Here is a 24,925-nt window from a genome sequence, read left to right as displayed (position 1 = left end):
CCCGCCGCTGCGGTTCTAGTCTGGATCCATGCGCCAGAACCCGAGCTTCGCCATGACCGACGTGACCGAGCTGCGCCGGGTGATCGCACAGAACCCCTGGGCGACCGCGATCGCGGTGGGAGACGAGGGGCTGGTCGCCTCCCACTACCCGGTCCTGCTCGATCCTGAGCGCGACGATCTGACCGTCGTCGGGCACGTCGGCCGGCCCGACGACCAGGTGCTGCACCTGGGCGAGCGCGAGCTGCTGCTGATCTTCCAGGGCCCGAACGGCTACATCTCGCCCGGCTGGTACGGCGACGTGCGGGCGGTGCCGACGTGGAACTACACGGCTGTGCATCTGGCCGGGATCCCGGAGCTTCTCGACCCACCGGCGAATCTGCGGGTCCTCGACGATCTCGTCACTCATTTCGAGCGGAGGCTTCCGCAGCCGCGGACGATGTGGCAGCCGCCGAACACCGAGGAGTTCGTGACCGCCCTCGAGGCGGGCACCGTCGGGTTCCGCCTCACGCCGACGCGGGTGTCGGCCAAGCGCAAGCTCAGTCAGAACAAGCCGGACGACATCGTCGAGAGCGTGATCGCCGAGCTCGACGGCGCGGGTGAGTACGCGAATCCGGCTCTCGCCGCCGAGATGCGCCGGGCGCACGAGACGCGTGTGGCGCATCGTCGATGAGCGCTGACCTGCTGATCCGATCGGTTCGCGTCGCCGGCCCCGGGCGTGAACTGGTGCCGACGCACGAACCGGTGGACATCCTCGTCCGCGCCGGCATCATCGCCGACATCGCCCCGGCGGGCGGCCTGCGTCTCACGGCGGAGACGCTCGACGCGGACGGTGCCTGGGCGGTCCCGGGGCTCTGGGATCACCACGTGCACACGGTGCAGTGGGCGCTGGATGCACAGCGGGTGCCGCTGGGCGCAGCCACCGGCGCCGGGCATGCGGCACGGCTGATCGCGGTCGCCGACCCGCTTCCGGACGGAAGGCTCGTCGGCGCGGGCTTCCGCGACGGGCTGTGGAGCACCCGCCCGACCCGGGGTCTGCTCGACGAGGCGACGGGGGAGCGGCCCGCTTACCTGATCAACGCCGACGTGCACAGCGTGTGGCTGAACTCGGCCGCCCTGCGGCGGGAGGGCTTCGACGGCCGTGACGACGACGGGATGCTGCGGGAGGAGGATGCGTTCGAGATCTCCCGGCGTCTGAACGCGGCGGACGACGCGACCGCCGACGCGGCCGTGGCCCGGGCCGGCCGCCGCGCGGCGACCCGCGGAGTCACGGGCATCGTCGACTTCGACATGGCGTGGAACGCCGAGGCATGGCGGCGGCGCTGCGCTGCCGGCTTCGACGAGCATCGGGTGGAGTTCGCGTTCTACCGCGAGGGACTCTCCCGGGCGGTCGAGGAGGGGCTGCGCACGGGCGATGAGCTGCCCGGCACATCCGGCTTGGTGCGCGTCGGGCCCCTCAAGCTCATCACCGACGGCTCGCTCGGCACCCGTACGGCCGCCTGCTCGCACGCCTATGCGGGGGACCCGCAGAACTTCGGGGTGCTCACGATCGGTCCCGATGAGCTGCGGCAGCTCCTCACCCGTGCGACGGGAGCCGGCATCGAGGTGGCCGTCCACGCGATCGGCGACCGTGCCGTGGCATCCGCACTCGAGGCTTTCAGCGCCACCCAGGCCCGCGGAACGATGGAGCACGCGCAGCTGGTGCGGCACGTCGATCTCGTGCGCCTGGTACGGCTGGGCGTGGTGGCGAGCGTGCAGCCCGCGCACGCCGTCGACGACCGTGATCTTGCGAGCGAGCTCTGGCACGACCAGCCGGCGATGGGGTATCCGCTCGCATCACTGTTCGCCGCGGGCGCGGCGGTGAGATTCGGTTCGGATGCCCCGGTGGCGCCACTGGATCCCTGGCGCACGATCGCTGCGGCCGTGCATCGCACCGACGATGAGCGCGCACCATGGCATCCCGAGGAGCGCGTGAGCCTCGATGTCGCGCTGGGCGCCAGCAGTCGCCACGGCGAGGCGAGGATCGTACCCGGCGCCGTCGCCGACCTGGCACTGTGCGGTGCCGATCCGCATGCGCTCGACCGTCAGGGGCTCAGCACGATGCCGGTCGTCGCCACGGTTCTGGGCGGGCGCCTCACGCACCGCGCCTGACACGCCGAAGGGCGCCGGAGCCTGCGCTCCGACGCCCTTCGATCCTGTGGATCAGGCCGCGATGTGCGAGACGAGGAACCAGCGGTCCTTCTCGAGGCCGCGCTGGATCTCGATGGCGACGTCCTGGCTGGTGAGGTCGACGGCGTCGAGGCCGTCGACGGCGGCCTTGACATCGGCGAGCACGGCGTCGATGTCCGAGATGACGGCCCGCACGATGTCGTCGGACTGAGCGAAGCCGGCCGGCACAGCGGTGGAACCGGCCTTCTCGGCGACGGCCCCGATGCGGGAGTCGATGGGCAGTCCGAGGGCGACGATGCGCTCCGCGGCTGTGTCGGCGTAGTCGCCGGCGTGGGCGACGATGGTGTCGAGCAGCTCGTGGACGCCGACGAAGTTCGCGCCGCGTACGTGCCAGTGGGCCTGCTTGCCGTTCACGGTCAGCGCCTCAAGCCCGAGCACGACGGGGGAGAGGAACTGCGCCGCGGCTGCGGCCACGGTCGGGTCGACGGCGGTGGTGGGGACAGTCTGCGCCTTGCTCATGGAATCCTCCGGTTCTCGCGGGCTTGTTGAGCACAACGCTACTCAGCCTCAGGCATTCCGCAAGCAAGCCTAGGCAACGCTAACCACCCTGTTCTGCCCCGTGATTCCGCGGTTCTCAGGGTAGTCTCACCTACATGAGCATCGCCCGGACCGCATCCCTCCTCGCCCTCGACGACCGCCGTCCGGAGGTGGCTGCGGACGCGTTCGTGGCAGACGGCGCACGCATCATCGGAGAGGTCAGCCTGGGGCGGCGAGCAAGCGTCTGGTACAACGCGGTGCTGCGCGCGGACTCCGCATCCATCACCGTCGGAGCGGACAGCAACGTGCAGGACAACGTGTCGGTGCACGTCGACAGCGAGCATCCGGTGCTGATCGGCGAGCGCGTGTCGATCGGCCACAACGCCGTCGTGCACGGCTGCGCGATCGGCGACGGTTCGCTGATCGGCATGGGAGCGGTCGTGCTCAGCGGAGCGGTGATCGGCCGCGGATGCCTCGTCGCGGGCGGTGCCGTCGTGCTCGGCGGCACGCACGTGCCCGACGGATCGCTGGTGGCGGGCGTGCCCGCGAAGGTGCGGCGCCTCCTGACCGATGAGGAGCGTTCGGGCCTGATCCGCAATGCGGAGATCTACCTGAGTCACATCGGCACTCACCTGGCTGCCGAACCCGCGGCCGAGCACCGCTAGGCTGGTCCTCTACGGGGCGGTGGCCAAGCTGGTGAAGGCAGTGGGCTCATAACCCAACGATCGCGGGTTCAAGTCCCGCCCGCCCTACCGAGTGATCCAGGTCAGTCGTGGCTCTCGCCCTCGGCCTGGTCGGGCGTGAGCGACTGCGGTCCGCCCACGACGCCGATCCCCACCGCCTGATGGCTGGGCTCGGGGTCATGGGGTGTGGGAGCCTTCGGCTCCTCGTCGGGCTCCTTCTCGGTGCTCGGCTCCTCCAGCTGCTCGTCGCTCGGGACCTGCTCGGGGTCGGGGTGCTCGGATGTCTGATCGCTCATGCGAACACGCTCTCGCAATCGTCCGAGGGGCGCAGGGGCCTTGACAGGTGCCCTAGCATCACGCACGCGACACGGGCAAGGGCGCACACGAGGAAGGCCTGACGGGCCACACTGGTGCGATGGGTACGGACCAGGCGGAGGTGCGGACGCACGGCTCTCACGACCGGGGCGAGCGACGCCGGCAGGTCGGATTCGTCGTGCGCCGGGTGGTGCGGGGCTTCTTCCGCACCTCGTCGCCGGATGCCGCCGCCGGGCTGACGTTCTACGCTGTGCTCGCTCTGGTGCCAGCGCTCATCGCCGCGTTCTCGCTGGTCGGGCTGGTCGGCGACAAGAAGGATGGCGTCCGCGCCGTGCTCGACATCGCGCGATCGGTGCTGACGCCCGATGTCGTCGCCGGGATCGGGCAGCCGATCGAGGACGCTGCCTCCGTCGCCGGCGCCGGGTGGGTACTGGTCGCCTCGCTCGCGGTGGCCCTGTGGTCGGTTGCGCGCTACGTGACGGGCCTGGGGCGCGCCATCAACAGGATCTACGGCGTGCCGGAGGGGCGCATGCTGTGGAAGGCCAAGCCGATGCACCTGCTGGTCACGCTGACCGTCTTCGTGCTGGTCGCCTTCGCCGCCGTGATCGCGGGGCTGAGCTGGCCGCTCGCGCAGTCGCTCGGCCGCGCCCTCGGCGCCGGCGATGCCGTTCTGCTCGTCTGGCGCATCGCGCGCTGGCCCGTGCTCGTCCTCGTGATCATCCTCGTCATCGCGATCCTGTACTACTTCGCGCCGAACATCGCGCATCCGCATTTCCGGATCGTCAGCGTCGGCGCGGTCGTCGCGGTGATGCTGTTCGCGATCGCCTCGCTCGGCTTCGGCCTCTACGTGAGCGCCTTCGCGGACTACGACAGGATCTACGGCTCGTTCGCCGGGATCATCATCTTCCTGCTGTGGCTCTGGATCGCGAACATGGCGCTCCTGTTCGGCGCGCTCCTCGACGCTGAGCTCGAGCGCATCCGCGAGCTCCGCCGTGGCGTGCCGGCGGAACGGGAGCTGCAGATGGAGCTGCGGGACACGTCGCGGATGCAGCGCAATGCCTCGGTCGATGCGGCGGAGGTGCGCGCAGCCCGCCGGTTCCGCCGATCCCGGCGCTGATCGTCGGCGGTGCCGCGTCAGCCCGCGGCGGGTGTGTCGCCGACGAGCCCGGCGAGAGCGACGGCGTCGTGCGGGGCGTGTCCCCGGGCGTCGTTGTCGAAGTAGACGTACACGTCGCGTCCCTTCCTCGCCCACGCCCCGATCCGATCGGCCCACGAGGCGAGCTCCTCGGCGGAGTAACCGCTGTGGTAGAGCTCGGACGAGCCGTGCAGGCGCACATAGGCGAAGTCGGCGGTGACGTCGTCGAACTGCGGCCAACGGCCTGCCGTGTCGGCCACGGTCAGGGCGACGCCCTGCTCGCGCAGCAGATCGAGCGCGCGCGGATCTGAGAAACTGGCCGATCGCGGCTCCAGGGCATGGCGGATGGGCATGTCCTCTTCGATGTCGAGCCAGGCGCGCCCGTCGAGTCGTTCATCGTGCGCGCGGGCCAGGTGCTGCGCGTGACCCATCGAGCGGGGAAGCGCTTTGAGGAAGTTCGACAGCGTTCCCGGGTCGAAGACCTCTCGCTCCGGCAGCTGCCACAGCACGGGCCCCATCGCATCGCCGAGAGCGAACACCCCCGACGCGAAGAAGTTCGCGAGCGCCGTGTGCACGTCGCGCAGCCTGAGCATGTGCGTGATGTAGCGCGAGCCCTTGACGGCGAAGACGAACCCCTCGGGAACGCTCGCGCGCCATCTCCGATAGCTCGCGGGGCGCTGCAGAGCGTAGAAGGAGCCGTTGAGCTCGACCGTGGACAGCAGCGCGCCCATGTGCTCCAGTTCACGGCGCTGGGGGAGGCCGGTCGGGTAGAAGTCGCCCCGCCAGGACGCATAGCGCCAGCCGGAGGTGCCCACGCGCACCCGCCCCGATCCGGTCCGCTCGTCCGTGTCCATTCCGCGATGCTAGGCAGAGCACCGGACGTCCTGGCAACCCCCTTCCCATCGGGGTGGCCAGCGGAGCAGCGTGGGGTGGAGCCGAACCGAGGAGGATGACATGAGCGACCCCCGAGACGACGAGACGATCGAGATGCCCCATGCGGACAGGGTGGAGCAGCAGCGGGACGCGCTGGAGGAACCGGCTGATCCGGAAGACGTGGCCTCCGAGCCCGGGGCCGGTGGCGTCGAGGCGGATGCGGCGGACGTCGCGGATCAGGCCCGTTCGGTGCCGCCGGCAGACGAGGAGCGCGAGGGGCGCTGAGCAGCGACCGGGCGGGCGAGCCGGCCCGGCGGCGTCAGCGCACGCGCCGGCCGCGCGCGAGGTCGACGAGACGTTCCAACACGGGGCCGGTGCGCAGTCCGTTGTGCTCGTGCTCGCTGGTCACCCAGGTGCGCACGCCCGGCAGCAGGCGCGCGGTCTCCAGGGAGAACTCCAGGGGCACGTAGACGTCGTTGACGTACACGGCCGCCGCGCCCTGCGCATCGGAGCGCAGCAGTGCACCGCGATCGTAGATCGCCGGCCACTCGTGCTCGGCCAACGTGAGCGCGACATCGCGCCAGGGCCGCAGCGCCGGAACCGTCCGAGTCCACTCCCGGCGGATGTGCTCTCCGGTGAACAGGGTCGGGTCTTCGGCGAAGTCAGAGGGCTCGACCCGCTCCGCCGACCAGCGGGTCGCGTGACCGGAGGCGTAGCTGGACTCGTGGAACACGAAGTACAGCGGGTTGCGGCCGCCGAACGGCATGGCGGCGGCCAGGTCGTGACGGAAGGCGTTCGAAGCCGGGTCGAGTTCGAGCAGCGACCACACGGCCTGCCAGCCGTGATCGGTGCCCAGGGCGGATCCGACCGAGCGCAGCCGGGAGACCGAGACGACCTCGCCGTCGGGCAGCACGATACCGCCCGCAGCGGCCCGGTCCGCCAGCCGCCGCATGCGATCCCGATGCTCCGGGAAGCGGCGGTAATAGCGCTCGGATGCCTCGCGCATCTTGTCGTAGCAGAGCGCGTACACCTCGTCGGGGGATCGGTCGATCGTGCTCAGGCCACCCGTGATGTACACGCGATCCAACGCGTCGGCATCCGTCGACAGATAGGCCAGCGTGGTGAAGCCGCCGAAGGACTGGCCCAGAACACTCCACGTCTCGGTTCCCAGGTGCTGGCGCAGAGCTTCGCAGTCCCTCACGATCGAATCCGCCCGCAGGTGCGTCAGATGCTCGGCGACCGCGTCGGCCCCCGACTCGAGATGCTCATCCGCAACCGGGGTGGACCGGCCGGTGCCGCGCTGGTCCAGCAGGACGACGCGGTGCTCAGCGAGCGCGGCGTCGAGCCACGCGGGGCCGGTCGGCGAGCCGAAGGCGCGCGGCGCCTCGTGCCCGGGACCGCCCTGCAGGAACAGGAGGCAGGGAAGGTGCTCGCCGCCTTCGCGGCTCACGACCGACGCGAACACGTCGATCGTCCGGTCGTCGGCGGGATCGGTCCACACCAGCGGGACGGTGAGCGTGTGCTCCTCGATGACGAGCCCGGGCATACGACGTACCTCGGTCCGGGCTTTCATCACATCACGTTCCCGATGTAGGAGTACTTCACGAACACCTCCGCGGCGATGCCGGACTCCTCCAGCACCCCCTGCAGCGCGGTCATCATGTAGTTCGAGTCCCAGCCCATGTAGAGGTGGCTTCCCTCCGCGATCGTGTCCCAGTGGCCCTTCCAGGCCATCGCCGGGTACAGCGGCCCCCCGTGGCGCTCGCTGTACGCGAGAGCGGCGGGACGGTCGTCGGTCCATGCCCGCCGGAAGACGCGGTTGAAGAGCGCCTTGACGTCGTAGACCTCCCAGTGCTCACCGCGGTACTCGACGTAATCGAACTCGCGATCCCATCCGGCCGGCCACCCGCGGCGACGCACCGCGTCGAGCACGGGCGTCAGGCCGTCATCATCGATCTCGGGGAGGGACGGCCGAGCCCAGATGCGCACGAGCTTTCCGCTCAGCCGCGCAGCGCGCTCGGAGATGGCGGAGGTCCCCCAGCCCTCCCGCTCGCTCAGCGCGCGGGTCCCGGGCACCGCGCTGCGCGCGTAGGCGTCGCTCTGCTTCTGCGGGAACGAGCCGCCGAACGCCCGCTCCGCAAGCGGCTGCTCCAGCAGCGTGAGGTTGCCGAGGGTGGGGGCGAGCGCTCGATGACTGTTCTGCTCGTCTTCGCTGTACTCGCTCCACAGTCGGCGGCCGTCACCGCTCCAGGAGTCCGCCGGAACGGCCGGAACGATGCTCTCGACGTCGTACCCGGATGTGTCGTCCACGCCCTCGATGCGCCCGAGGACATACGCGGGATGCGGCAGCTCGCCGTACTTCAGCACCGCGCTCACGCGCTCGTCCGACGGGGTGATGCGCGCGATGGCGCGCATGAGATCCTCACGTCCGCGGCGGCGGGCACGGCACAGCCGGGCGATCAGACGCTCCGCCGGGAGACCGACGATCGCCCGCCTGAGGAACATCGCCTGCAGCCATTCGAGCGTCTCGATGAGCTCATCGCGCGCGATGAGACCGCGCCGGTGGTCCGCGAGCACGTCCATCACCAGCGGATAGGTGACCCGTCCGAAGGTGTTGACGTGCTGGAGCTGCAGGCGGATACCGGCATCCGCCTCGCGCGATGGATCCAGCAGGGTGCTGTAGATCTCGGCGTGCTCGCGCCAGATCGCGGCATCCGCGCGGAGATGCTCGACGTCGAGCCGCGGGAACGAGGTGCGGAAGGCGGCGTACACGCCGTGTTCGCCCGCCACGTCGATCTCACGTCCCGTGGTCATGACGAGATAGTGACGCCAGAACGCACCGATCGTCTCGCCGGTGAAGTGCTCGATCGGCAGCCAGAACTGCTCCTCGATGTCGAGCTGCTCGGCGTGCGAGAGACCCATGAGGATGTAGTTGTGGATCAGTTCATGGTCACGCAGGGGCTGACCCGTCGAGTTCAGGCTCTCGAAGATCTGCTGTGCGTTCGCCGCGGCGCCGAGGGTGATCGACACATGCTCGAGTCGCTGCAGTCCCCGCCAGATCGACGGCACCTCATCGGGATGCACCTGGCTGCGGAAGAAGGCGTAGTTGTCGTCGAAGCGCGACTCCCGGTCCGCGTCGTCTCGGCGGTCGAGGATGACGGATTCGTACAGCTCCGCCCACGCGTGATGGGGACGCAGCTTCGTGCGCGCCGGGTCGTCCGCGCGCACGAGCACCCGACGCAGATCCTCCGCCAGTTCAGCGTCCGTGCCGCGCACGGCGTGCTGGAGCGCGGCGATCAGCAGCATGATCGTCGTGATCCGCTGCTGGCCGTCGATGAGGATCAGGTCCGAAGCCTCCGGGTCCTCGGCCGACAGCACCGATCCGATGAAGTGCCGGTGCGCTTCGTCCTCTCGCGCCACGCGCCGCACGTCCGACAGCAGCTTCTCGCAGGCTCCGATGTCCCAGCGGTACTGACGCTGATAGACCGGGACGACGATGTTGGTCGCGGGGGAGGCGAGCCATTCGATGGTGCCCGTCGCGGTCGCTTCGACATTGGTCGCCGTTGCCATCACTGCGTGAATCCTCCGATTGGCGGCTAGACGCTTTCCGCCGGATCGAGTCTAGCCGCCGTCGATTCCCTCCGGTCAGGCTCAGAGGAGTGTCCAGGGGGCCGATGTAGGCTTGCCTAAGTAGGGCCTGTTAAAACGTGCTGGCCCGCTACGAAAGGACATGACTCGGATCATGGGATACATCAAGTCCGAAGCCCTTGAGGAAAAGGGATTCGTCATCCTCGACAGCTACGCCCAGGAGCTCGACCCCCAGGAATGGCTGGACATCGAGTACGTCGACTGGAAGTCCTCGGGTGACACCCGTTTCGCTCCGCTCGCGAGCGCCAAGGGTGAGATCGAGTGCAACGGCTTCTGGAACCACAAGCCGCCGCGCACCGACAAGGACGGGGTCTGGATCGACTCGCAGGTCGAGAAGGCGCCGAACCTCACCCGTCGTGCCCAGGAGCCCGGCGCGAACGTAGGACGCTGCCGTGTCATCGAGCTGCAGCCCACGCCGTACGGCGACTGCCTGTACAACCTGCACCAGGATGACAACAACCGCCTCAATCCGGACGGCACCGGCTGGGTCGTGCGCGGTTTCTTCAACCTGACCGACGACAAGGACAGCTTCTTCGTGCTGCGCGAAAACCGCACCGACCCGCAGGGCGAGGTGCGCATCGCGCTTCCGGCGGGGGCGCAGCTGATCATCGACACGCAGCGGCTGTGGCACGCCACCACGCATAACGGCACCGAGCCGCGCTACAACCTCATCACCTCGTGGACGTCGGGCCCCGAGCTGGACGCCTACATCGCGAAGTACAACGGCACGGACAAGCACGAGCAGTTCGAGGTGCCGCAGGACGTGCTCGAGCACGGGTACGCCGAGCAGGCGCGCAAGGACGCGGCTCGCGCCGCCTACTATGCGGCCAAGGGCCAGCAGGCCAAGCTCGCGATGAGCGAGGCCTGAGCCGCGCATCCATCCCGGCGTCCCCGATCCACGGATCGGGGGCGCCGTCCCTGAACGGGCCGAATGACACGCTTGTGATTCGGCTCGTTCTGGGTGATAATCGCCGTATAACCGCATAGTTCGCCGAGTTCTTCGGGTCAGGTCGTAGGGGAAGACGTACCTGATGAAACGGAGAGATCATGGCGACGGGATACGCACGCGGAGTGGTGTACATCCACTCCGCACCTCGCGCGCTCTGCCCGCACCTCGAATGGGCGGTCGGACGCGCTGTCGGTCGCGCCGTCAGTTTCGACTGGAGCGACCAGCCCGTCCAGCAGGGAACCCGACGAGCGGAGTTCTACTGGGACGGTCCGATCGGCACGGGTTCCGCTCTGGCGACGGCGATCCGCGGCTGGGAGCACTTGCGCTTCGAGGTCTCCGAGGACCCGACGCCGGGCAGTGACGGCGGCCGCTGGTTGCACACGCCCGATCTCGGCATCCACTACGCGCAGACGGACAGCGCCGGCAACATCGTGATCGGCGAGGACCGCATCCGTTACGCGATGGAGATCGCGGCGGGCAGCGCCATCGAGCTGCAGCGCGAACTCGGCGTCGCCCTGGGCGCCGCCTGGGACGAAGAGCTGGAGCCGTTCCGACACGCCGGCGACGACGCGCGCGTCGTCTGGCTGCACAAGGTCGGATGACCCCCGGCCCACACGAGCTGCGGAGGAGGCGGGAGTAACGAAATCCGGTGAGGAACTCCCGGAATCCGAGAAACCGAATCCTCCGCATAAGGATCGAAGCCCCCTGCGGGGAAGCAGGGGGCTTCGTCCTGTGCGCTGTCAGATGACCGCGGCGGGGTGCAGCGCCTCGTGCGACACGGATGCGCCCTCGCGGACGTCCGTCCATGCGCGTCGAAGGCGGGTCATCGCCTCGGCCGTCTGCTCGGGCGGCAGTGTGATCGGAATCCGCATGCGCCGCTCCAGCACGCCCCCGGTGGTGAAACGCGGACCGGGCGGGACGATGAGCCCGTGCTCGCGCGCGGCCAGGGCGAGGCGCGTCGACAGCGGCGCGCCCAGATCGACCCAGGCCGACAGTCCGCCCGGGGTCGCCGGCATGCGGAGCCCCGGGATGCGGGCGAGCCCTGCCGACACCGCATCGCGGCCCGCCCGCAGTCGCTCGCGCACATGCGTGGTGAGCGCAGAGACGTCTTGGAGCAGCTCGATCGCGATGCACTGCTCCAGCAGCGCGGTGCCGAGTTCGAAGGACGGACGCACGGCGAGGAGCCTCTCGACGAGAGGGCGCTCCGCACGGATCCAGCCCAGCCGCATGCCGCCCCACGCGATCTTCGACATGGAGCCGACGGTGACGATGTGCGGTCCGAAGGCGGCCATCGGCGTCGGGGTCCAACCGCGGTCGATGTCGAGCTCCGTCGTGGTCTCATCGACGATCAGCACGGTCCCGGCACTGCGTGCCGTCGCGGCGATCCGCGAACGCGCGTCGTCGGGCAGTGTCGCGCCCGTGGGGTTGTGGAAGTCGGGGATGAGATATCCCGCATGCGGACGCGCCCGCAGCAGCAGATCCATGAGGTGGGTGCCGTCCCACCCGTCGACGTCGACCGGAGTGGGCAGCATCCGATATCCGTGCAGGTGCAGCGATTCGAGTGCGTGCGGGAAGGTCGGCTGCTCGACCAATGCGCGCTCGCCCCGGCGCGCCAGAGTCGTGAGGATGAGGTTCACCGCGTTCAGTGCGCCAGAGGTGATGACGATCTCGTCGGCGGAGGTGCGCGCGCCGCGAACCGTGAAACGCTGCGCGACGGCGTCACGCAGCTCGGGCAGGCCCTGCAGCGAGTAGCCGCTCGTTCCGCGCAGGGCCGCCAGGCGCGGCAGCGACCTGACCGTCGCGTCGTACAGACCCGGGGTGGAGTCCATGGAGGCGATGGAGAGATCGATCGATCCGCCGCTGTGCAAGCCGGGACGCGGAGCACGTGCGTGGGGGAGCGCCACACGCGTGCTCCCGCCGTGCAGCCTGTTCACATAGCCGTCGACTGCGAGCGCGTCGTATGCCCGGGTGATCGTCGAACGGGAGCGGCGGAGCTCCGCGGCCAGCGCCCGTTCGCTGGGAAGTCGCTCGTCGACGGTCAGCCGACCGTCGAGGATGAGCGCGCGGATCTGGTCGGCGAGGGCGAGGGCCGTCGCACCGGCGACGCTCTGCGCGCCGAGCTGCTCCACGAGTCGAGAGGCCATGACTCTATTGTGCGGCAGAGTGGCCTGCATTCGTCAGGCCACTTCTCGGCGAGTGGCCTGCGTTCCGGGCGTCGCCGCGACGGCACGATGAGGGGATGCGACCCCTCTTCCTTGCGCTCTCCGCAACCAGCCGGCGAGACCTTCACGAGCGTCTGGCTCAGCTGCTGATCGGGCTGTTCCTCTTCGGTGCGGGGATGGCGCTCATGGTGCGCGCCGGAATCGGCGTGGCACCCTGGGATGTGCTCGCCGTGGGCGTGGTCGCCACCACGGGCCTTCGCTTCGGCGTGGTCACCTGTCTCGTGGCCGTCGTGGTGCTGCTGCTGTGGATCCCTCTGCGTCAGCGGATCGGTGTGGGAACGCTCCTCAACGCCGTGCTGGTCGGCCCCAGCGCCGAGGTGACGCTGGCGATCGTCCCGCCGGCGCCGTCGCCGTGGGTCGGGGCCGCCATGTTCCTGAGCGGGCTGGTTCTGCTCGCGTTCGCGACCGGGCTGTACATCTCTGCGGACTTCGGCCCGGGCCCGCGAGACGGCCTGATGACGGGCCTGGTCGCCCGCACGGGCCGCCCGGTCTGGCTCGTGCGCACCGCACTGGAGGGCACCGTGCTCGTCGTCGGGTTCCTACTGGGCGGTCCGGTCGGCGTCGGCACGCTGATCTTCGCGTTCGGGGTCGGACCGCTGATCGGCTGGTTCCTCCCGGTACTGACCCGGTGGCGTCGCGCCCGGTCCTCGGCGCTCGTGTCACTGGGCTGAGGCGCGCCGTACGACGAGGGGCCCGCGGACGACTCCGCAGGCCCCTCGACGCAGAAGACGGACTCAGTCGGCGCTGCGGAACGCCACCACGGCGTTGTGACCGCCGAAGCCGAACGAGTTGCTGATCGCGAGCAGTTCGCCGTCTCCGAGCGGCTGCGTCTGTCCGGACAGCTTGAACGGGACTGCCGGGTCGGGCTCGGTCATGTTGATGGTCGGCGGTGCCACACGGTCGCGCAGCGCCAGTACCGTGTACACGGCCTCCAGAGCGCCGGTGCCGCCGAGCAGGTGTCCCGTGGACGCCTTCGTCGCCGAGACCGGGATGTCATCGATCCGCGTGCCGAAGACGCGCTTGAGCGCCTCGTACTCGTTCGGATCCCCTACCGGCGTCGACGTCGCGTGCGCGTTGATGTGCGAGACCTCGTCCGCGCTCGCGCCGGCCTGCTGGAGAGCCTGCTCCACCGCGCGCGCCGCACCGGCACCCTCCGGGTCGTTGCCCGTGATGTGGTACGAGTCGGCGGTCACGCCGCCCCCGACGAGATAGGCGTAGATCTTCGCCCCGCGTGCTCGGGCATGCTCCTCGGTCTCGAGGACCAGCGCGGCGCCGCCCTCGCCCATGACGAAGCCGTCGCGATCGATGGCACCGGGCCGGGACGCGGTCGCCGGGTCGTCGTTGCGACGCGACAGCGCCTGCGCCGAGGCGAAGGAAGCCATGGTGATCGGGTGGATGGCCGATTCAGCGCCACCGGCGATCACCACGTCTGCCAGGCCGTCCTGCAGATGCTCGTAGGCGTTCGCGATCGACTCGGTGCTCGAGGCGCAGGCGCTCACCACGGTGCGCGCGAAGGCCTTGGCGTGGAAGTGCAGCGAGAGGTTCCCGGCACCGGCGTTGGGCATCAGCATCGGGACCGTGAGCGGCATGACGCGGCGGGGCCCCTTCTCGCGCAGGGTGTCCCAGGCATCCAGCAGCGTCCAGACGCCGCCGATCCCGGTCGCCCAGTCGATGCCCAGCCGCTCAGGTGCCACCTCGGGCGCGCCGGCGTCCTCCCAGGCCTCGCGCGCGGCGATCATCGCGAACTGCGTGGAGGGGTCGAGACGCTTGGCCTCGTGGCGGGGCAGCACCTCCTCGGGGCGGACTGTGGCCTCGGCGGCGAAGTGCACGGGGATCTGATACTTCTCGATCCAGTCGTGCGACAGTGTGCGCGTACCCGACATTCCGGCGAGCAGGTTGGTCCAGTTCTCCGGGGCCGTGCCGCCCAGAGCGGACGTGGCACCGATACCGGTGACGACGATGCGCTTGGTCATGAAGGTCCTTCGTGAGGAGGGGAGGGATCAGGGAAGGAGGATGCCACGCCCCGCAGCCAGCGGGGGTGGCATCCGCGGGGTCACTCCTGGCCGGCGACGATGAAGTTGACGGCGTCGGCGACGGTCTTGAGGTTCTTGACCTCGTCGTCGGGGATGGTCACGCCGAACTTCTCCTCGGCGTTGACGACGATCGTCATCATCGAGATCGAGTCGATGTCGAGATCGTCGGTGAACGACTTCTCCATCGCGACCTCGGATGCGTCGATGCCGGTCTCGTCGGTGACCAGTTCAGCAAGTCCTGCGAGGACCTCGTCGTTGGTGAGAGCCATGGTGTTTCCTCTTTCTCGGAATGGTTTCGAACCGGTGAACAGTCTAGGGAAGGGCGCCCCCGATCAGGGGAGCACCACCACCTGCGCGCCGAAGACGAGCCCGGCGCCGAAGCCGATCTGCAGCGCCAGACCACCGCTGAGCTCGGGATGCTCTTCGAGCAGACGGTGGGTGGCAAGGGGGATCGATGCGGCGGACGTGTTGCCCGTCGTCTCGATATCGCGGGCGATGACCGTGCTCTCGGGGAGCTTGAGCTGCTTCGCGAACTCCTCGACGATGCGCAGGTTCGCCTGATGCGGGATGAAGGCGGCGAGGTCCGACGCCTCGATCCCCGCCTTCTCCAGCGCCTCGCGGGCGACCTTCGCCATCTCCCACACCGCCCAGCGGAAGACGCGGGGTCCCTCCTGGCGCAGAGTGGGCCAGGGGGCGGTGCCGTCTCGGAACTCCGTGAGGGTGTGGTTCATGCCCACGAGGTCGGCCTTGGAGCCGTCCGAGCCCCAGACGGTGGCGGAGATTCCCGGGGTCTCACTCGGCCCGATCACGACCGCGCCTGCGCCGTCGCCAAGCAGGAACGAGATGCTGCGGTCGGTGGGATCGACGATGTCGGAGAGCTTCTCGGCGCCGACGACCACGGCGTGACGCGCCGCACCGGCGCGGATGAGCGCATCGGCCTGCGCCACGGCGTATGCGTAGCCTGCACACGCCGCGTTCATGTCGTAGGCGGCGGCGGGCGTAGCGCCGATGCGGTCCGCGACGATCGCGGCGACGGAGGGCGTCTGCTTCGGGTTGCTGATCGTGGCGACGATGACGAGATCGATCTCGGACGGATTCACGCCGGACTTCTCGACGGCCTCGGTCGCCGCCGCAGTGGAGAGGTCGATCGCGTCGGTCTCGGCGACCGCGCGCGCCCGGGTGATGACGCCGGTGCGCTGCCGGATCCACTCGTCGCTGGAGTCGATCGGACCGATGAGGTCCTCGTTGGGAACGGCGTTCTCGCCGCGTGCGGCGCCCACCGAGTAGATGCGGGTGTATGCCGGGCCCGAGGCCGGCTTGAGCGTGGTCACTGAGCTGCTCCGTTCAGCAGCTCAACGGCTGCGTCGAGGTCTTCGGGCGTCTTCACGGCGACGTTCGGGATGCCGCGCATTCCGCGCTTGGCCAGACCGACCAGGGCGCCCGCGGGGGCGACCTCGATGAATCCGGTGATGCCTGCGGCGAGGAACGATTCCATGCACAGGTCCCATCGCACGGGCGAGGAGACCTGCGTCACGATGCGGTCCAGGGCGTCGCGTCCGTCGGCGACGACCGCGCCGTCGCGGTTCGACCACAGCGTGGCGGCGGGGTCCCTGTGCTCGACCTCGGCGACGGCTGCGCGCAGCGTCTCCACGGCCGGGGCCATGTACGAGGTGTGGAAGGCGCCGGCCACCTGCAGCGGCATCACGCGTACGCCGCGGGGGGCGCGCTCGGCGAGTTCGGCCAGGTTCTCCAAGGTGCCGGCGGCGACGATCTGCCCTGCGACGTTGTAGTTCGCGGGGGTGAGGTCCAGCTCGTCGAGCAGAGTGATGACGTCGCCCGGGTCACCGCCCAGCACAGCGCTCATCCCGGTGGGAGTCCGGGCGGCGGCATCCGCCATGGCCCGACCGCGGATGCCGACCAGCCGCATCGCGTCCTCGGAGCTGATCACTCCGGCGCCGCTCAGCGCCGCCAGCTCGCCGACGGAGTGTCCGGCGAGTCCGCCGGCGGATCCCTGCGCGCGCTGGATGAGCTGCTTCATCGCGATCATGGATGCCGCCACGATCAGCGGCTGCGCGATGCGCGTGTCCCGGATGGTCTCGGCATCCGACCGGGTGCCATGGGCGACGAGGTCGACCTCGGCGGCGTCCGAGTAGGCGGCGAGCTGGTCGGGTACCCCGTCCAGGTCGAGCCAGGGCGCGAGGAAACCGGGGGTCTGTGAGCCCTGACCAGGGCAGCCGACGACGATCACCCATCCATCTTGCCAACGATTCGCCGACGCCGGTGGATGAACCGTCACAAGAATCACCGTTTCCCTTGTGCGTGGCGCACAGTGCGGGCGTCGATGAGGGCGGCCGGTGGCGGCTGGACGTCTACCGGCGCCGGGTGAGCGGGCGTCGTCGTGCGGGCTCTGCGGCGCCTATCGAGCCGAGGATCAGCGCGGTCTGCAGGATCAGGGCCTCGCGCGGGCCGGTGGCGTCCCACCCGATCACCTCGCTGACGCGCTTGAGGCGGTAGCGGACCGTGTTGGGGTGCACGAACAGCTCGCGCGCCGTGGCCTCCAGAGAGCGCCCGTTGTCGAGATAACTCCACAGCGTGGCCACGAGATCAGGGGAGTGCGCCTGGAGCGGGCGGAAGATCCGCTCGATCAGCGTCTGCTTGGCCAGCGTGTCGCCCGCCAGTGCACGCTCGGGCAGCAGGTCGTCCGCCTCGACGGGGCGCGGGGCGCCGCGCCATGCTCGGGCGACGGCGAAGCCGGCCAGCGCCGCGCGTGCGCTCTGCCCGGCATCGACGAGCGCGGCGACAGGAGGGCCCAGCACGACGTACCCGGGGCCGAACGACGGCTCCAGCCGGTGCGCGATCTCGGAGAACGGCAGCTCCTCGCCGTCGACGCTCTCCTTGCCCGGCACGTTCGCCCGGCCGACCACCAGCACCAGCCGGGACCCCTGCACGCCGATGAGCACGTCCACGGAGAGTCGCCGTGCGGTTCGACGCACCTGGTCGACATCGAACTGCGGGGGAGTCGTGCCGACGAGCACGCAGACCTCTCCGTGCCCGTGCCATCCCAGAGCCGCGATGCGACTGGGCAGCTCCTCGTCGGCCTCGCCCGTGAGGATGGAGTCCACCACGAGCGCCTCGAGCCGGGCATCCCAGAGGCCACGCGCCTCGGCGGCCCTCGCGTACACGTCGGCAGACGCGAAGGCGACATCGCGGGAGTACAGCAGGATCGCCTCGCGCAGGTCGTCTCCGCGACCGGCGACGCGCTCCTCGGTGACCTCCACGGTGACGCGGATCAGCTGCAGCGTCTGCTGCAGACTCACGCTGCGCAGCAGCTCTCGGGGTGCCGCGGCGAAGATGTCGGCCGCGATCCACGGAGTCGATGACGGGTCCTCGTACCACTGGATGAAGGACGTGATCCCGGCCTGGGCCACCAGCCCGACGGCGGAGCGCCGGGCCGGCGGCATGTCGGCGTACCACGGCAGGGTGTCCTCGAGCCGCTTGATCGTCACGGTGGCGATGTCGCCGGAGATCCGGCGGAGCCAGGCGAGCGTGGCGGCCTTGTCCATGGCCGGCGTGGAGGGACCGGTCATAGGCTCAGCTCTCGCCGCCCGCGTTCCCGCTGGTGCCGGCGTTGACGTCGTGGAGCGAGTACTTCTGGATCGCCTGCGCGATCACCGAGCGCTCCACCTTGCCCTCGTCGGCCAGAGCCTGGAGGGTGCGGACCACCATGGACGGGCCGTCGATCTTGAAGAAGCGACGGGCGGCGGCGCGGGTGTCGGAGAAGCCGAAGCCGTCCGCGCCGAGCGTGTAGTAGCGGTTGGGGACCCACGGGCGGATCTGGTCCTGCACGGCGTGCATGTAGTCGCTGACAGCGACCACCGGACCCTCTGCGCCCTGCAGCTTCTCGGTCAGATAAGCCGTGCGCGGCTCCTCGTCGGGGTTCAGGAAGTTGTGCTCGTCGGCGGCGAGGCCGTCCTTGCGCAGCTCGCCCCACGAGGTGACCGACCACACGTCGGCGTTCACACCCCAGTCGCTGCGGAGCAGCTCCTGCGCCTCGATCGCCCAGGGCAGACCGACGCCCGACGCGAACAGCTGGGCCTTCGGGCCCTCGCCGCTGCCGGTCGAGACGCGGTGGATGCCGCGGACGATGCCGTCGACATCGACGTCCTCCGGCTCGGCGGGCTGCACGAGCGGCTCGTTGTACACCGTGATGTAGTACATCACGTTGGGGTCCTCGTGCTCCCCGCCGTACATGCGGTCGAGGCCCGAGCGCATGATGTGCGCGATCTCGTAGCCGTATGCCGGGTCGTAGGTGACCGTCGCGGGGTTGGTGGACGCCAGCAGCGGCGAGTGCCCGTCGGCGTGCTGCAGGCCCTCGCCGGTGAGCGTCGTGCGTCCTGCGGTGGCGCCGATCACGAAGCCGCGCGCCATCTGATCACCGGCGGCCCACAGGGCGTCGCCGGTGCGCTGGTAGCCGAACATCGAGTAGAAGATGTAGATCGGGATGAGCGGCTCGCCCTGCGTGGAGTACGAGGTTCCCGCCGCGGTGAACGCCGCCAGTGCGCCCGCCTCGTTGATGCCCACGTGCACGATCTGGCCCTGCGGGCTCTCCTTGTAGGCCAGCAGCAGCTCGCGGTCGACCGATGTGTATTGCTGACCGTTCGGGTTGTAGATCTTCGCGGTGGGGAAGTAGGCGTCCAGACCGAACGTGCGTGCTTCGTCGGGGATGATCGGCACGATGCGGTTGCCGAAGTCCTTGGAGCGCAGCAGGTCCTTGAGCAGCCGGACGAACGCCATCGTCGTGGCGATCTCCTGCGTGCCGGAGCCCTTCTTCGGCAGCGCGTAGGTCGCGTCGCCGGGCAGGGTGATCGAGGTGTGCTGCGTGCGGCGCTCCGGGATCATGCCGCCGAGGCTGCGCCGGCGCTCCAGCATGTACTGGATCGTCTCGTCGTTCTGGCCCGGGTGGTAGTACGGCGGCAGGTACGGGTTCTCCTCGAGCTGCGCATCCGTGATCGGGATCTGCATGGTGTCGCGGAAGGTCTTGAGGTTCTCCAGCGTCATCTTCTTCATCTGGTGGGTCGCGTTGCGGCCCTCGAAGTGCGGACCCAGCCCGTAGCCCTTGACGGTCTTGGCGAGGATGACGGTGGGCTGACCCTTGTGCGCCAGTGCCGCCTGGTAGGCCGCGTAGACCTTGCGGTAGTCGTGTCCGCCGCGGCGCAGGTGCCAGATCTGGTCGTCGCTGTAGCCCTCGACGAGCGCTGCGGCGCGCTCGTCCTTGCCGAAGAAGTGCTCGCGGATGTACGCGCCCGACTCGGCCTTGTACGTCTGATAGTCGCCGTCGGGAGTGGCGTTCATGATGTTCAGCAGCGCGCCGTCGGTGTCACGGGCGAGCAGATCGTCCCACTCGCGGCCCCAGATGACCTTGATGACGTTCCAGCCCGCACCGCGGAAGAACGACTCGAGCTCCTGGATGATCTTGCCGTTGCCGCGGACCGGTCCGTCGAGGCGCTGCAGGTTGCAGTTGATCACGAAGGTGAGGTTGTCGAGTCCCTCGTTGGCCGCGACCTGGAGCTGACCGCGGCTCTCGACCTCGTCCATCTCACCGTCGCCGAGGAACGCCCAGACGTGCTGGTCGCCGGTGTCCTTGATGCCGCGGTTGGTCAGGTACTTGTTCGCCTGCGCCTGGTAGATCGCGTTGATGGGGCCCAGGCCCATCGACACGGTCGGGAACTGCCAGTAGTCGGGCATCGAGCGCGGGTGCGGGTAGGAGGGGAGCGCGCTGCCCTCGTGCGACTTCTCCTGGCGGAAGCCGTCCATGTCCGCCTCGCTCAGGCGGCCCTCGAGGAAGGAACGTGCGTAGATGCCAGGGGAGGCGTGACCCTGGATGAAGATCTGGTCGCCGCCACCGGGGTGATCCTGGCCGCGGAAGAAGTGATTGAACCCGACCTCGTACAGCGAGGCGGCGCCTGCGTAGGTGGAGATGTGCCCGCCGACGCCGATGCCGGGGCGCTGGGCGCGGTGCACGGTGATCGCGGCGTTCCAGCGGATCCAGTGCCGGTAGCGGCGCTCGATCTCCTCATCGCCACCGAACTCGGGCTCGTTCTCGGGTGCGATCGTGTTGATGTAGTCGGTGGTCGGCACCATCGGCACGTTGAGGTGCAGCTCCTTGGAGCGCTTCAGCAGGCTGAGCATGATCTCGCGCCCGCGTCCGTGGCCCTTCGCGTCGACCAGTTCGTCGAGCGACTGCTGCCACTCGCCGGTCTCCTCCGGATCGCTGTCGAGGGGGCCCTGGGAGTACGGATCCTGGTCGTGAACGGTCACGGGGAGCCTTTCGTCAAGCTGGCAGGTCGTGCCAAGGAAACGGGATGCGGCGTGCGGGAGCCTTGTCGGCTCGGCACAACACGCGCTGTGCCCAGCCTATATCCGTTCGAGGGCCGGATGCCGCAATCGGAACGGGCGCCGACGGATGGCTAGACTGAACGCATCAGGGCCTTTAGCTCAGCTGGTAGAGCGCCACGTTTACACCGTGGATGTCGTCGGTTCGATCCCGGCAGGGCCCACCCAAGTTGTCTTACGGGAACACGCCCGGCACCGCACGCGACGGCAGCCGAGACGATCGCGAAGAACAGGATCACACCGAGAACGATCCCATCGAACGGCAAAGAACGCCCCAGGCCAGAAGCGGTGAAGCTATCACGAAAAGGATGAGCCAAATCCTCGGCTCCCGCCGATCGATTACTGGGGCCTGTCCATTCCCCGCGAACGTCGCTGAACTGATCCGGTGCTCATAACTCAAACCTCCATTTCGAGTCTTCGCGGAGGAACGGCGATCCGGGTCCCGGTCTGACGGGTCCGCCTTCGCCGCCGAGCCGGACGCCGTCGAGCTTGTAGCCGTCGCGCCAAACGTCATCGTGGGCTTCGGTGAGGAAGACGACGGCGTTCGCGAGCTGCGGATTGCGGAAGGCGTACACCTGCCAGGTCGAGTCGGGGGCGAAACGGTCCAACCAGGAGTCGTCGATGAGGTCGGCGAGGTCCGCGTCGTGCTTTTTTCCGTCGACGCCCCGGTAGCGCACAGCGATGGTCTGCGCGCCCTCGGAGTCTTCACTAGCGAGAATCACGCGCGCGGACCGTGGCGTCCGGTCCAGCGCCGGGAGCGGCCGGCTTGTCTGAAGGCGCAGTCCAAGGAACGTGGTCGCGATGAAGGCCACGGTGCCGACAGGGATCACGACCTGCCAGCCGGGAGGAAGGGAGTCCGGGCCGCGCCAGAAGACGTACGGGATGCCCGCTGCCAAAAGAGCGGTCATACCACTCCACCCGAACGCAGAGAGCGCCTCGCCGATCCATACCGCCGCAGGCTCGCCGCGTCGCCAGCTTCGCCACGGATCGATGGACAACCAGACAGCCATGACCAGACCAAGCCCGAGTCCGAGCCACACCAGTGTCGCGCGGCCACCGTCGGTCAGCGACAGGACGACCACCCCGCCGACGATGACGACAAGCCCGGTCACGATGAGCGCGGCGAGGTGCTCGAGCCAGAACGGTGCTTTGTCGTCTTCGCCGTACACGACGGTGCGCCCGCGAGAGGTGACCTTGATCTGCTTGCTCATCGCGCGCTCCTTCCACGACCAGGACGTGGCTGTTTCTTGTTGAGCCAGCCCACGAAGTGCACGTCGTCGAAAGCGTCGGCATCGAGCGTGTTGTGCCGGAACCGCAGTCGGCTACCCAAGCGGCGATCGAGGTGTTCGCCTTCGAGGTGCAGGCGGCGTCGTAGCGTTTTGCCATCTGGAAGCACGGTGCTGAGCCGCAGGTCGAACCAGGTATGGTCATCTCCGCTGCCGGGATGCTCGATCACCCGGTCCACGGTACCCACGACGAGCTGATCATCGGCGAAGCAGGCCGCCTCTCTTTTTCGGATCGCGATCACCCAACCGACGGCACCGCACGCGGTCACGCCGATGGCGACGCCCCAGCTCCACCAGAACAGCGCCGGGGGCGCGTTGCCGATGCCGCTCCCCATGGCCGTCGCGATCGATACGACCACGGCCACGATGACGAGAGAAAGGCCGAGAAGAAACGTCGCAAGGCCGAGGGCTTCGATCCTCACCCATTGCCGTATACGTGCGCGCGTCTCAGGTGTACGGGCCGCAGCCATCCACTGCCGGGTCTGCTCGTCGGTCGTGAAGAGCGACCGTAGCACGACGGTTATCTCCTGGGTGACCATCGAGCGCTCCTTCTCGCTTTTCGGTGCAGCTTGCGACGGATCTTCTCCAGCTTCTTCGGCACGGGGACCGGCGTCACGAGTACTTCGCCGTCGCTGTCGTTATCGTCCTGATGCGGTTCGGTGATGAGCATCCAGCGATGTTCGGCAGTGTCTCCGGCGGTCGCGGGGACCGGGAGGTGGAGGATGAAATACCCGCCCGCCGCCTCAGACCCGAACAGGGTGGCCGAGGAGATCGGTTTCGATCCCGCTGGCGGCATTCCGCCCTGGGTAAGCCACCGTTCGAATGCGTGGTAGATCCGCGCGGCTCGCTTGCTGTCGAGGCGATGATCGAGAGCGATGTAGGTCGCCCAGACCCCCTCGCCGTCGTCGTGGTCCACTGAGGTGCGGTGGATCGAGTACGCGACGCCATGCTCATAGACCCACGCGTTCTCGGTGCGCAGATCCCGCAGGATGCTCAGTCGGAGCACGAGCACACCGATCGCGATCAGCAGCCAGAGAGCGACACCTCCCCAGATGAGCCACAGCACCCACTCAGGCCACGAATCACGGCTCTGCCCGTTGATCGTGATGTTCGAGTCCGCACCGGTCGGATCGACGATCGCCTGCTGGATCAAGAACCCGAGCGCCACCAGAGGCAGGACCACCCAGAAGACCGGAGCGTAGGCGAGTTCGACCCGGCGGGAATCCTCACGACCCGCCCACACAGTGACCTCGTCGACGGACTCCGGACGGGGAACGTCATTGGGTCGGGCGATACGCGGCCACGACGACGCCGGAACACTCGCTCAGATCGCGGAATGACTGCCAGAGGACGTATTCGCCGAGCTGCTCTGCTTCATGTCGCGTCTCCCTTCCCGTCCGGTCAGGGATCGCTACGATGCGATGCAGACTTCTGTCGTCCAGCCGGTGCTCACATGCTGCAGCCGGGTGCGCGACGTCCCTTCTCTGATGTCCTCATTGTCCCACGACCATTGCTCCCGATGATTCCATGCGGAAACGAGCTTCTTGACCCGTGGTCGTCTGTTCCCGCAACGCTCCGTTGCGTCCACCGGAGCCCGTCCGTCGCCGCGCTGTCTCACGGTGCTTCACGTCCCGGAGGGGCGCAGAGGATCGCACCGAATGAGCCCTCGCAGTGCACGGTTCCGGAGGCGTGCGGGAGAAGCACTGTCGAGCCGCGGCTCACGGAGAGCTCTCCGCCGTCCCAGCGCAGCGTCCCGTCGCCTTCGACGACCACGAGCACCGCGAAACCGGGGCGGAGATCCTTTGTAGTGCGGGAGTCTATCCACCACGCCCGGAAGAAGTCGTCGGCACTGGGAGGGAGAAGTCTGCGCGTACCGGGCCCCAGCATCGCTCGCTCCACGCACTCGTCGGGGCAGAACCGTGTGTGCCGGAGCCCATCGAACGCGCGCGTCGCGTCCAGCCCGAGCAGAGCACCTTCGCGATCGATATCGCCGAAGCCGCGATACTCCAGAAGGAGGGACAGATCTGCCGGTTGCTGCACCTCGACGAGCGTGATTCCCGGGCCGATCACATGAGGCACGCCGGCCGGCACCAGCAATGTGTCGCCGACGGCGAGGGGGAGGCGGTTCATCGCCGCTGTGATGGCCGCGACATCCTGCCGGTCGAACCAGTCGACGACGTCAGCCGGGTCGACGTCGCGGGAGAATCCGAGCAGCGCATACGGGTCGTGTGCGGGGTCGGTGTCGATGACTATCCAGGCCTCCGTCTTGCCGCGCGGTGCACCGAGGGCGTCCCCGGCGAAGCTGTCGCCGGGATGGAAGTGCGCGAAGAGCCGTTCTCCGGTGTCGAGCAGCTTGACCAGCAGCATCACCTCGTCTCCGTAACGAGCGACGTGGTCGGCGCCCAGGAACTCCTGCGGCGCGGCACGGACGGCGTCGCGGAGCAGCCGCCCGTCGGACAGGCGGGTCAAGCCGACGCCGCCCCCCGCCCAGACCTCGGTCGTGGACGCGAGGAAGTCTTCAGGCCCTGCGTTGTGCTCCGGGCCGAGTCCACGGAATCGTGCGATGCCGAGCCCACCCAGGTAGGGGCGATCAGCGGGTTGGTTCGGGGGCAGCGCGATGGGAACCGGAGACGCAGACGGGTTCTCGGAGAGTGGTGCCACGGAGTTCTCCTCAAGCTGGAGGGA

The 24,925-nt window shown here is 68.9% G+C and carries 24 protein-coding genes and 2 tRNA genes; 10 read left to right on the top strand and 16 right to left on the bottom strand.

What is annotated here, in order from left to right; translation table 11 throughout:
• Positions 1 to 28 precede the first annotated feature (28 nt).
• Together ACFWHT_RS08305 and ACFWHT_RS08300 are read left to right on the top strand one after the other, a co-directional pair.
• The gene (locus ACFWHT_RS08305; protein WP_378827222.1) at positions 29 to 670 is read left to right on the top strand and encodes an FMN-binding negative transcriptional regulator; all 642 of its coding nucleotides are present in this window, start codon (positions 29 to 31) and stop codon (positions 668 to 670) included.
• Positions 667 to 2,148, top strand: coding sequence for an amidohydrolase (locus ACFWHT_RS08300; protein ID WP_378827220.1), 1,482 nt, complete (start codon positions 667 to 669; stop codon positions 2,146 to 2,148). The genes ACFWHT_RS08305 and ACFWHT_RS08300 overlap by 4 nt, the downstream gene beginning before the upstream one ends.
• A gap of 51 nt (positions 2,149 to 2,199) precedes the next feature.
• On the opposite strand, the gene ACFWHT_RS08295 is transcribed toward ACFWHT_RS08300, so the two are convergent.
• Positions 2,200 to 2,685 carry a Dps family protein gene (locus ACFWHT_RS08295; RefSeq protein WP_378827217.1) on the bottom strand — a complete coding sequence of 162 codons (486 nt, stop codon included), beginning with the start codon at positions 2,683 to 2,685 and terminating at the stop codon, positions 2,200 to 2,202.
• Positions 2,686 to 2,819: 134 nt separating this feature from the next.
• On the opposite strand from ACFWHT_RS08295, the gene ACFWHT_RS08290 reads away from it, so the two are divergent.
• Positions 2,820 to 3,368 carry a gamma carbonic anhydrase family protein gene (locus ACFWHT_RS08290; protein ID WP_378827215.1) on the top strand — a complete coding sequence of 183 codons (549 nt, stop codon included), beginning with the start codon at positions 2,820 to 2,822 and terminating at the stop codon, positions 3,366 to 3,368.
• A 13-nt stretch (positions 3,369 to 3,381) separates the two neighbouring features.
• A tRNA-Ile gene (locus ACFWHT_RS08285) sits at positions 3,382 to 3,455 on the top strand.
• A gap of 14 nt (positions 3,456 to 3,469) precedes the next feature.
• Here ACFWHT_RS08285 and ACFWHT_RS08280 read toward each other — a convergent pair.
• Positions 3,470 to 3,682, bottom strand: a complete 213-nt coding sequence (locus ACFWHT_RS08280; RefSeq protein ID WP_378827213.1) for a hypothetical protein — start codon at positions 3,680 to 3,682, stop codon at positions 3,470 to 3,472.
• Between the two features lie 119 nt (positions 3,683 to 3,801).
• On the opposite strand from ACFWHT_RS08280, the gene ACFWHT_RS08275 reads away from it, so the two are divergent.
• On the top strand, positions 3,802 to 4,818 hold the full coding sequence (locus ACFWHT_RS08275) for a YihY/virulence factor BrkB family protein (RefSeq protein WP_378827211.1): 1,017 nt from the start codon (positions 3,802 to 3,804) through the stop codon (positions 4,816 to 4,818).
• Positions 4,819 to 4,835: 17 nt separating this feature from the next.
• On the opposite strand, the gene ACFWHT_RS08270 is transcribed toward ACFWHT_RS08275, so the two are convergent.
• Positions 4,836 to 5,690: a DUF72 domain-containing protein gene (locus tag ACFWHT_RS08270; RefSeq protein ID WP_378827210.1), complete on the bottom strand. Its 855-nt coding sequence runs from the start codon at positions 5,688 to 5,690 to the stop codon at positions 4,836 to 4,838.
• Between the two features lie 100 nt (positions 5,691 to 5,790).
• Here ACFWHT_RS08270 and ACFWHT_RS08265 point away from each other — a divergent pair, with 100 nt between their 5' ends.
• Positions 5,791 to 5,994 (top strand): hypothetical protein, encoded by a 204-nt coding sequence (locus ACFWHT_RS08265; protein ID WP_378827208.1) that lies wholly within the window; start codon positions 5,791 to 5,793, stop codon positions 5,992 to 5,994.
• A 34-nt stretch (positions 5,995 to 6,028) separates the two neighbouring features.
• Here ACFWHT_RS08265 and ACFWHT_RS08260 read toward each other — a convergent pair whose 3' ends face one another.
• Together ACFWHT_RS08260 and ACFWHT_RS08255 are read right to left on the bottom strand one after the other, a co-directional pair.
• Positions 6,029 to 7,255 (bottom strand): alpha/beta fold hydrolase, encoded by a 1,227-nt coding sequence (locus ACFWHT_RS08260; protein WP_378827206.1) that lies wholly within the window; start codon positions 7,253 to 7,255, stop codon positions 6,029 to 6,031.
• A gap of 26 nt (positions 7,256 to 7,281) precedes the next feature.
• Positions 7,282 to 9,279: a DUF262 domain-containing protein gene (locus ACFWHT_RS08255; RefSeq protein ID WP_378827204.1), complete on the bottom strand. Its 1,998-nt coding sequence runs from the start codon at positions 9,277 to 9,279 to the stop codon at positions 7,282 to 7,284.
• A gap of 172 nt (positions 9,280 to 9,451) precedes the next feature.
• Here ACFWHT_RS08255 and ACFWHT_RS08250 point away from each other — a divergent pair, with 172 nt between their 5' ends.
• Positions 9,452 to 10,225 (top strand): hypothetical protein, encoded by a 774-nt coding sequence (locus ACFWHT_RS08250; protein ID WP_378827954.1) that lies wholly within the window; start codon positions 9,452 to 9,454, stop codon positions 10,223 to 10,225.
• A 179-nt stretch (positions 10,226 to 10,404) separates the two neighbouring features.
• Positions 10,405 to 10,908 (top strand): DUF3145 domain-containing protein, encoded by a 504-nt coding sequence (locus ACFWHT_RS08245; protein WP_378827201.1) that lies wholly within the window; start codon positions 10,405 to 10,407, stop codon positions 10,906 to 10,908.
• Between the two features lie 138 nt (positions 10,909 to 11,046).
• Here the strand turns inward: ACFWHT_RS08245 and ACFWHT_RS08240 are convergent, their stop codons facing one another.
• Positions 11,047 to 12,450: a PLP-dependent aminotransferase family protein gene (locus tag ACFWHT_RS08240; RefSeq protein ID WP_378827199.1), complete on the bottom strand. Its 1,404-nt coding sequence runs from the start codon at positions 12,448 to 12,450 to the stop codon at positions 11,047 to 11,049.
• Positions 12,451 to 12,545: 95 nt separating this feature from the next.
• On the opposite strand from ACFWHT_RS08240, the gene ACFWHT_RS08235 reads away from it, so the two are divergent.
• Positions 12,546 to 13,199 (top strand): YitT family protein, encoded by a 654-nt coding sequence (locus ACFWHT_RS08235; RefSeq protein ID WP_378827197.1) that lies wholly within the window; start codon positions 12,546 to 12,548, stop codon positions 13,197 to 13,199.
• Positions 13,200 to 13,262: 63 nt separating this feature from the next.
• Here ACFWHT_RS08235 and ACFWHT_RS08230 read toward each other — a convergent pair whose 3' ends face one another.
• The 6 genes from ACFWHT_RS08230 to aceE form a co-directional block, all read right to left on the bottom strand.
• Positions 13,263 to 14,501, bottom strand: a complete 1,239-nt coding sequence (locus ACFWHT_RS08230) for a beta-ketoacyl-[acyl-carrier-protein] synthase family protein (protein WP_378827195.1) — start codon at positions 14,499 to 14,501, stop codon at positions 13,263 to 13,265.
• Positions 14,502 to 14,581: 80 nt separating this feature from the next.
• On the bottom strand, positions 14,582 to 14,830 hold the full coding sequence (locus ACFWHT_RS08225; protein WP_087130211.1) for an acyl carrier protein: 249 nt from the start codon (positions 14,828 to 14,830) through the stop codon (positions 14,582 to 14,584).
• 63 nt (positions 14,831 to 14,893) lie between these two features.
• Positions 14,894 to 15,892, bottom strand: a complete 999-nt coding sequence (locus ACFWHT_RS08220; RefSeq protein ID WP_378827192.1) for a beta-ketoacyl-ACP synthase III — start codon at positions 15,890 to 15,892, stop codon at positions 14,894 to 14,896.
• Positions 15,889 to 16,809, bottom strand: coding sequence for an ACP S-malonyltransferase (locus ACFWHT_RS08215; RefSeq protein WP_378827190.1), 921 nt, complete (start codon positions 16,807 to 16,809; stop codon positions 15,889 to 15,891). Before ACFWHT_RS08215 ends, ACFWHT_RS08220 begins: the two co-directional genes overlap by 4 nt.
• Before the next feature lie 121 nt (positions 16,810 to 16,930).
• Positions 16,931 to 18,148, bottom strand: a complete 1,218-nt coding sequence (locus tag ACFWHT_RS08210) for a PucR family transcriptional regulator (protein WP_378827188.1) — start codon at positions 18,146 to 18,148, stop codon at positions 16,931 to 16,933.
• A gap of 4 nt (positions 18,149 to 18,152) precedes the next feature.
• Complete coding sequence (aceE, locus tag ACFWHT_RS08205; protein WP_378827185.1) at positions 18,153 to 20,879, bottom strand: pyruvate dehydrogenase (acetyl-transferring), homodimeric type; 2,727 nt, start codon at positions 20,877 to 20,879, stop codon at positions 18,153 to 18,155.
• A 166-nt stretch (positions 20,880 to 21,045) separates the two neighbouring features.
• Here aceE and ACFWHT_RS08200 point away from each other — a divergent pair.
• A tRNA-Val gene (locus tag ACFWHT_RS08200) sits at positions 21,046 to 21,118 on the top strand.
• A 225-nt stretch (positions 21,119 to 21,343) separates the two neighbouring features.
• On the opposite strand, the gene ACFWHT_RS08195 is transcribed toward ACFWHT_RS08200, so the two are convergent.
• From ACFWHT_RS08195 to ACFWHT_RS08180, 4 genes are all read right to left on the bottom strand, one after another.
• Positions 21,344 to 22,165, bottom strand: a complete 822-nt coding sequence (locus ACFWHT_RS08195) for a hypothetical protein (RefSeq protein WP_378827183.1) — start codon at positions 22,163 to 22,165, stop codon at positions 21,344 to 21,346.
• A complete protein-coding gene (locus tag ACFWHT_RS08190) occupies positions 22,162 to 22,779 on the bottom strand; it encodes a hypothetical protein (protein WP_378827181.1) in 618 nt (205 codons plus the stop codon). The genes ACFWHT_RS08195 and ACFWHT_RS08190 overlap by 4 nt, the downstream gene beginning before the upstream one ends.
• Entirely contained in the window at positions 22,761 to 23,408 is a 648-nt protein-coding gene (locus ACFWHT_RS08185; RefSeq protein WP_378827179.1) for a hypothetical protein, read from the bottom strand. Before ACFWHT_RS08185 ends, ACFWHT_RS08190 begins: the two co-directional genes overlap by 19 nt.
• A gap of 446 nt (positions 23,409 to 23,854) precedes the next feature.
• Positions 23,855 to 24,901: a class I mannose-6-phosphate isomerase gene (locus tag ACFWHT_RS08180; RefSeq protein ID WP_378827177.1), complete on the bottom strand. Its 1,047-nt coding sequence runs from the start codon at positions 24,899 to 24,901 to the stop codon at positions 23,855 to 23,857.
• Positions 24,902 to 24,925 lie beyond the last annotated feature (24 nt).

Source organism: Microbacterium sp. NPDC058342 (genome assembly GCF_042723935.1).
GTDB lineage: Bacteria > Actinomycetota > Actinomycetes > Actinomycetales > Microbacteriaceae > Microbacterium.
This window is presented reverse-complemented; position numbering and strand designations above follow the sequence as displayed.

What these genes read in the sequence shown, in the direction of transcription:
- ACFWHT_RS08210 (WP_378827188.1), bottom strand. Translation starts at nt 18,148, where the DNA reads ATGACCGGTCCCTCCACGCCGGCCATGGACAAGGCCGCCACGCTCGCC.
- ACFWHT_RS08190 (WP_378827181.1), bottom strand. Translation starts at nt 22,779, where the DNA reads ATGGTCACCCAGGAGATAACCGTCGTGCTACGGTCGCTCTTCACGACC.
- ACFWHT_RS08250 (WP_378827954.1), top strand. Translation starts at nt 9,452, where the DNA reads ATGGGATACATCAAGTCCGAAGCCCTTGAGGAAAAGGGATTCGTCATC.
- ACFWHT_RS08275 (WP_378827211.1), top strand. Translation starts at nt 3,802, where the DNA reads ATGGGTACGGACCAGGCGGAGGTGCGGACGCACGGCTCTCACGACCGG.
- ACFWHT_RS08295 (WP_378827217.1), bottom strand. Translation starts at nt 2,685, where the DNA reads ATGAGCAAGGCGCAGACTGTCCCCACCACCGCCGTCGACCCGACCGTG.
- ACFWHT_RS08230 (WP_378827195.1), bottom strand. Translation starts at nt 14,501, where the DNA reads ATGACCAAGCGCATCGTCGTCACCGGTATCGGTGCCACGTCCGCTCTG.
- ACFWHT_RS08245 (WP_378827201.1), top strand. Translation starts at nt 10,405, where the DNA reads ATGGCGACGGGATACGCACGCGGAGTGGTGTACATCCACTCCGCACCT.
- ACFWHT_RS08195 (WP_378827183.1), bottom strand. Translation starts at nt 22,165, where the DNA reads ATGAGCAAGCAGATCAAGGTCACCTCTCGCGGGCGCACCGTCGTGTAC.
- ACFWHT_RS08300 (WP_378827220.1), top strand. Translation starts at nt 667, where the DNA reads ATGAGCGCTGACCTGCTGATCCGATCGGTTCGCGTCGCCGGCCCCGGG.
- ACFWHT_RS08225 (WP_087130211.1), bottom strand. Translation starts at nt 14,830, where the DNA reads ATGGCTCTCACCAACGACGAGGTCCTCGCAGGACTTGCTGAACTGGTC.
- ACFWHT_RS08235 (WP_378827197.1), top strand. Translation starts at nt 12,546, where the DNA reads ATGCGACCCCTCTTCCTTGCGCTCTCCGCAACCAGCCGGCGAGACCTT.
- ACFWHT_RS08290 (WP_378827215.1), top strand. Translation starts at nt 2,820, where the DNA reads ATGAGCATCGCCCGGACCGCATCCCTCCTCGCCCTCGACGACCGCCGT.
- ACFWHT_RS08260 (WP_378827206.1), bottom strand. Translation starts at nt 7,255, where the DNA reads ATGCCCGGGCTCGTCATCGAGGAGCACACGCTCACCGTCCCGCTGGTG.
- ACFWHT_RS08265 (WP_378827208.1), top strand. Translation starts at nt 5,791, where the DNA reads ATGAGCGACCCCCGAGACGACGAGACGATCGAGATGCCCCATGCGGAC.
- ACFWHT_RS08305 (WP_378827222.1), top strand. Translation starts at nt 29, where the DNA reads ATGCGCCAGAACCCGAGCTTCGCCATGACCGACGTGACCGAGCTGCGC.
- ACFWHT_RS08270 (WP_378827210.1), bottom strand. Translation starts at nt 5,690, where the DNA reads ATGGACACGGACGAGCGGACCGGATCGGGGCGGGTGCGCGTGGGCACC.
- ACFWHT_RS08255 (WP_378827204.1), bottom strand. Translation starts at nt 9,279, where the DNA reads ATGGCAACGGCGACCAATGTCGAAGCGACCGCGACGGGCACCATCGAA.
- ACFWHT_RS08280 (WP_378827213.1), bottom strand. Translation starts at nt 3,682, where the DNA reads ATGAGCGATCAGACATCCGAGCACCCCGACCCCGAGCAGGTCCCGAGC.
- ACFWHT_RS08240 (WP_378827199.1), bottom strand. Translation starts at nt 12,450, where the DNA reads ATGGCCTCTCGACTCGTGGAGCAGCTCGGCGCGCAGAGCGTCGCCGGT.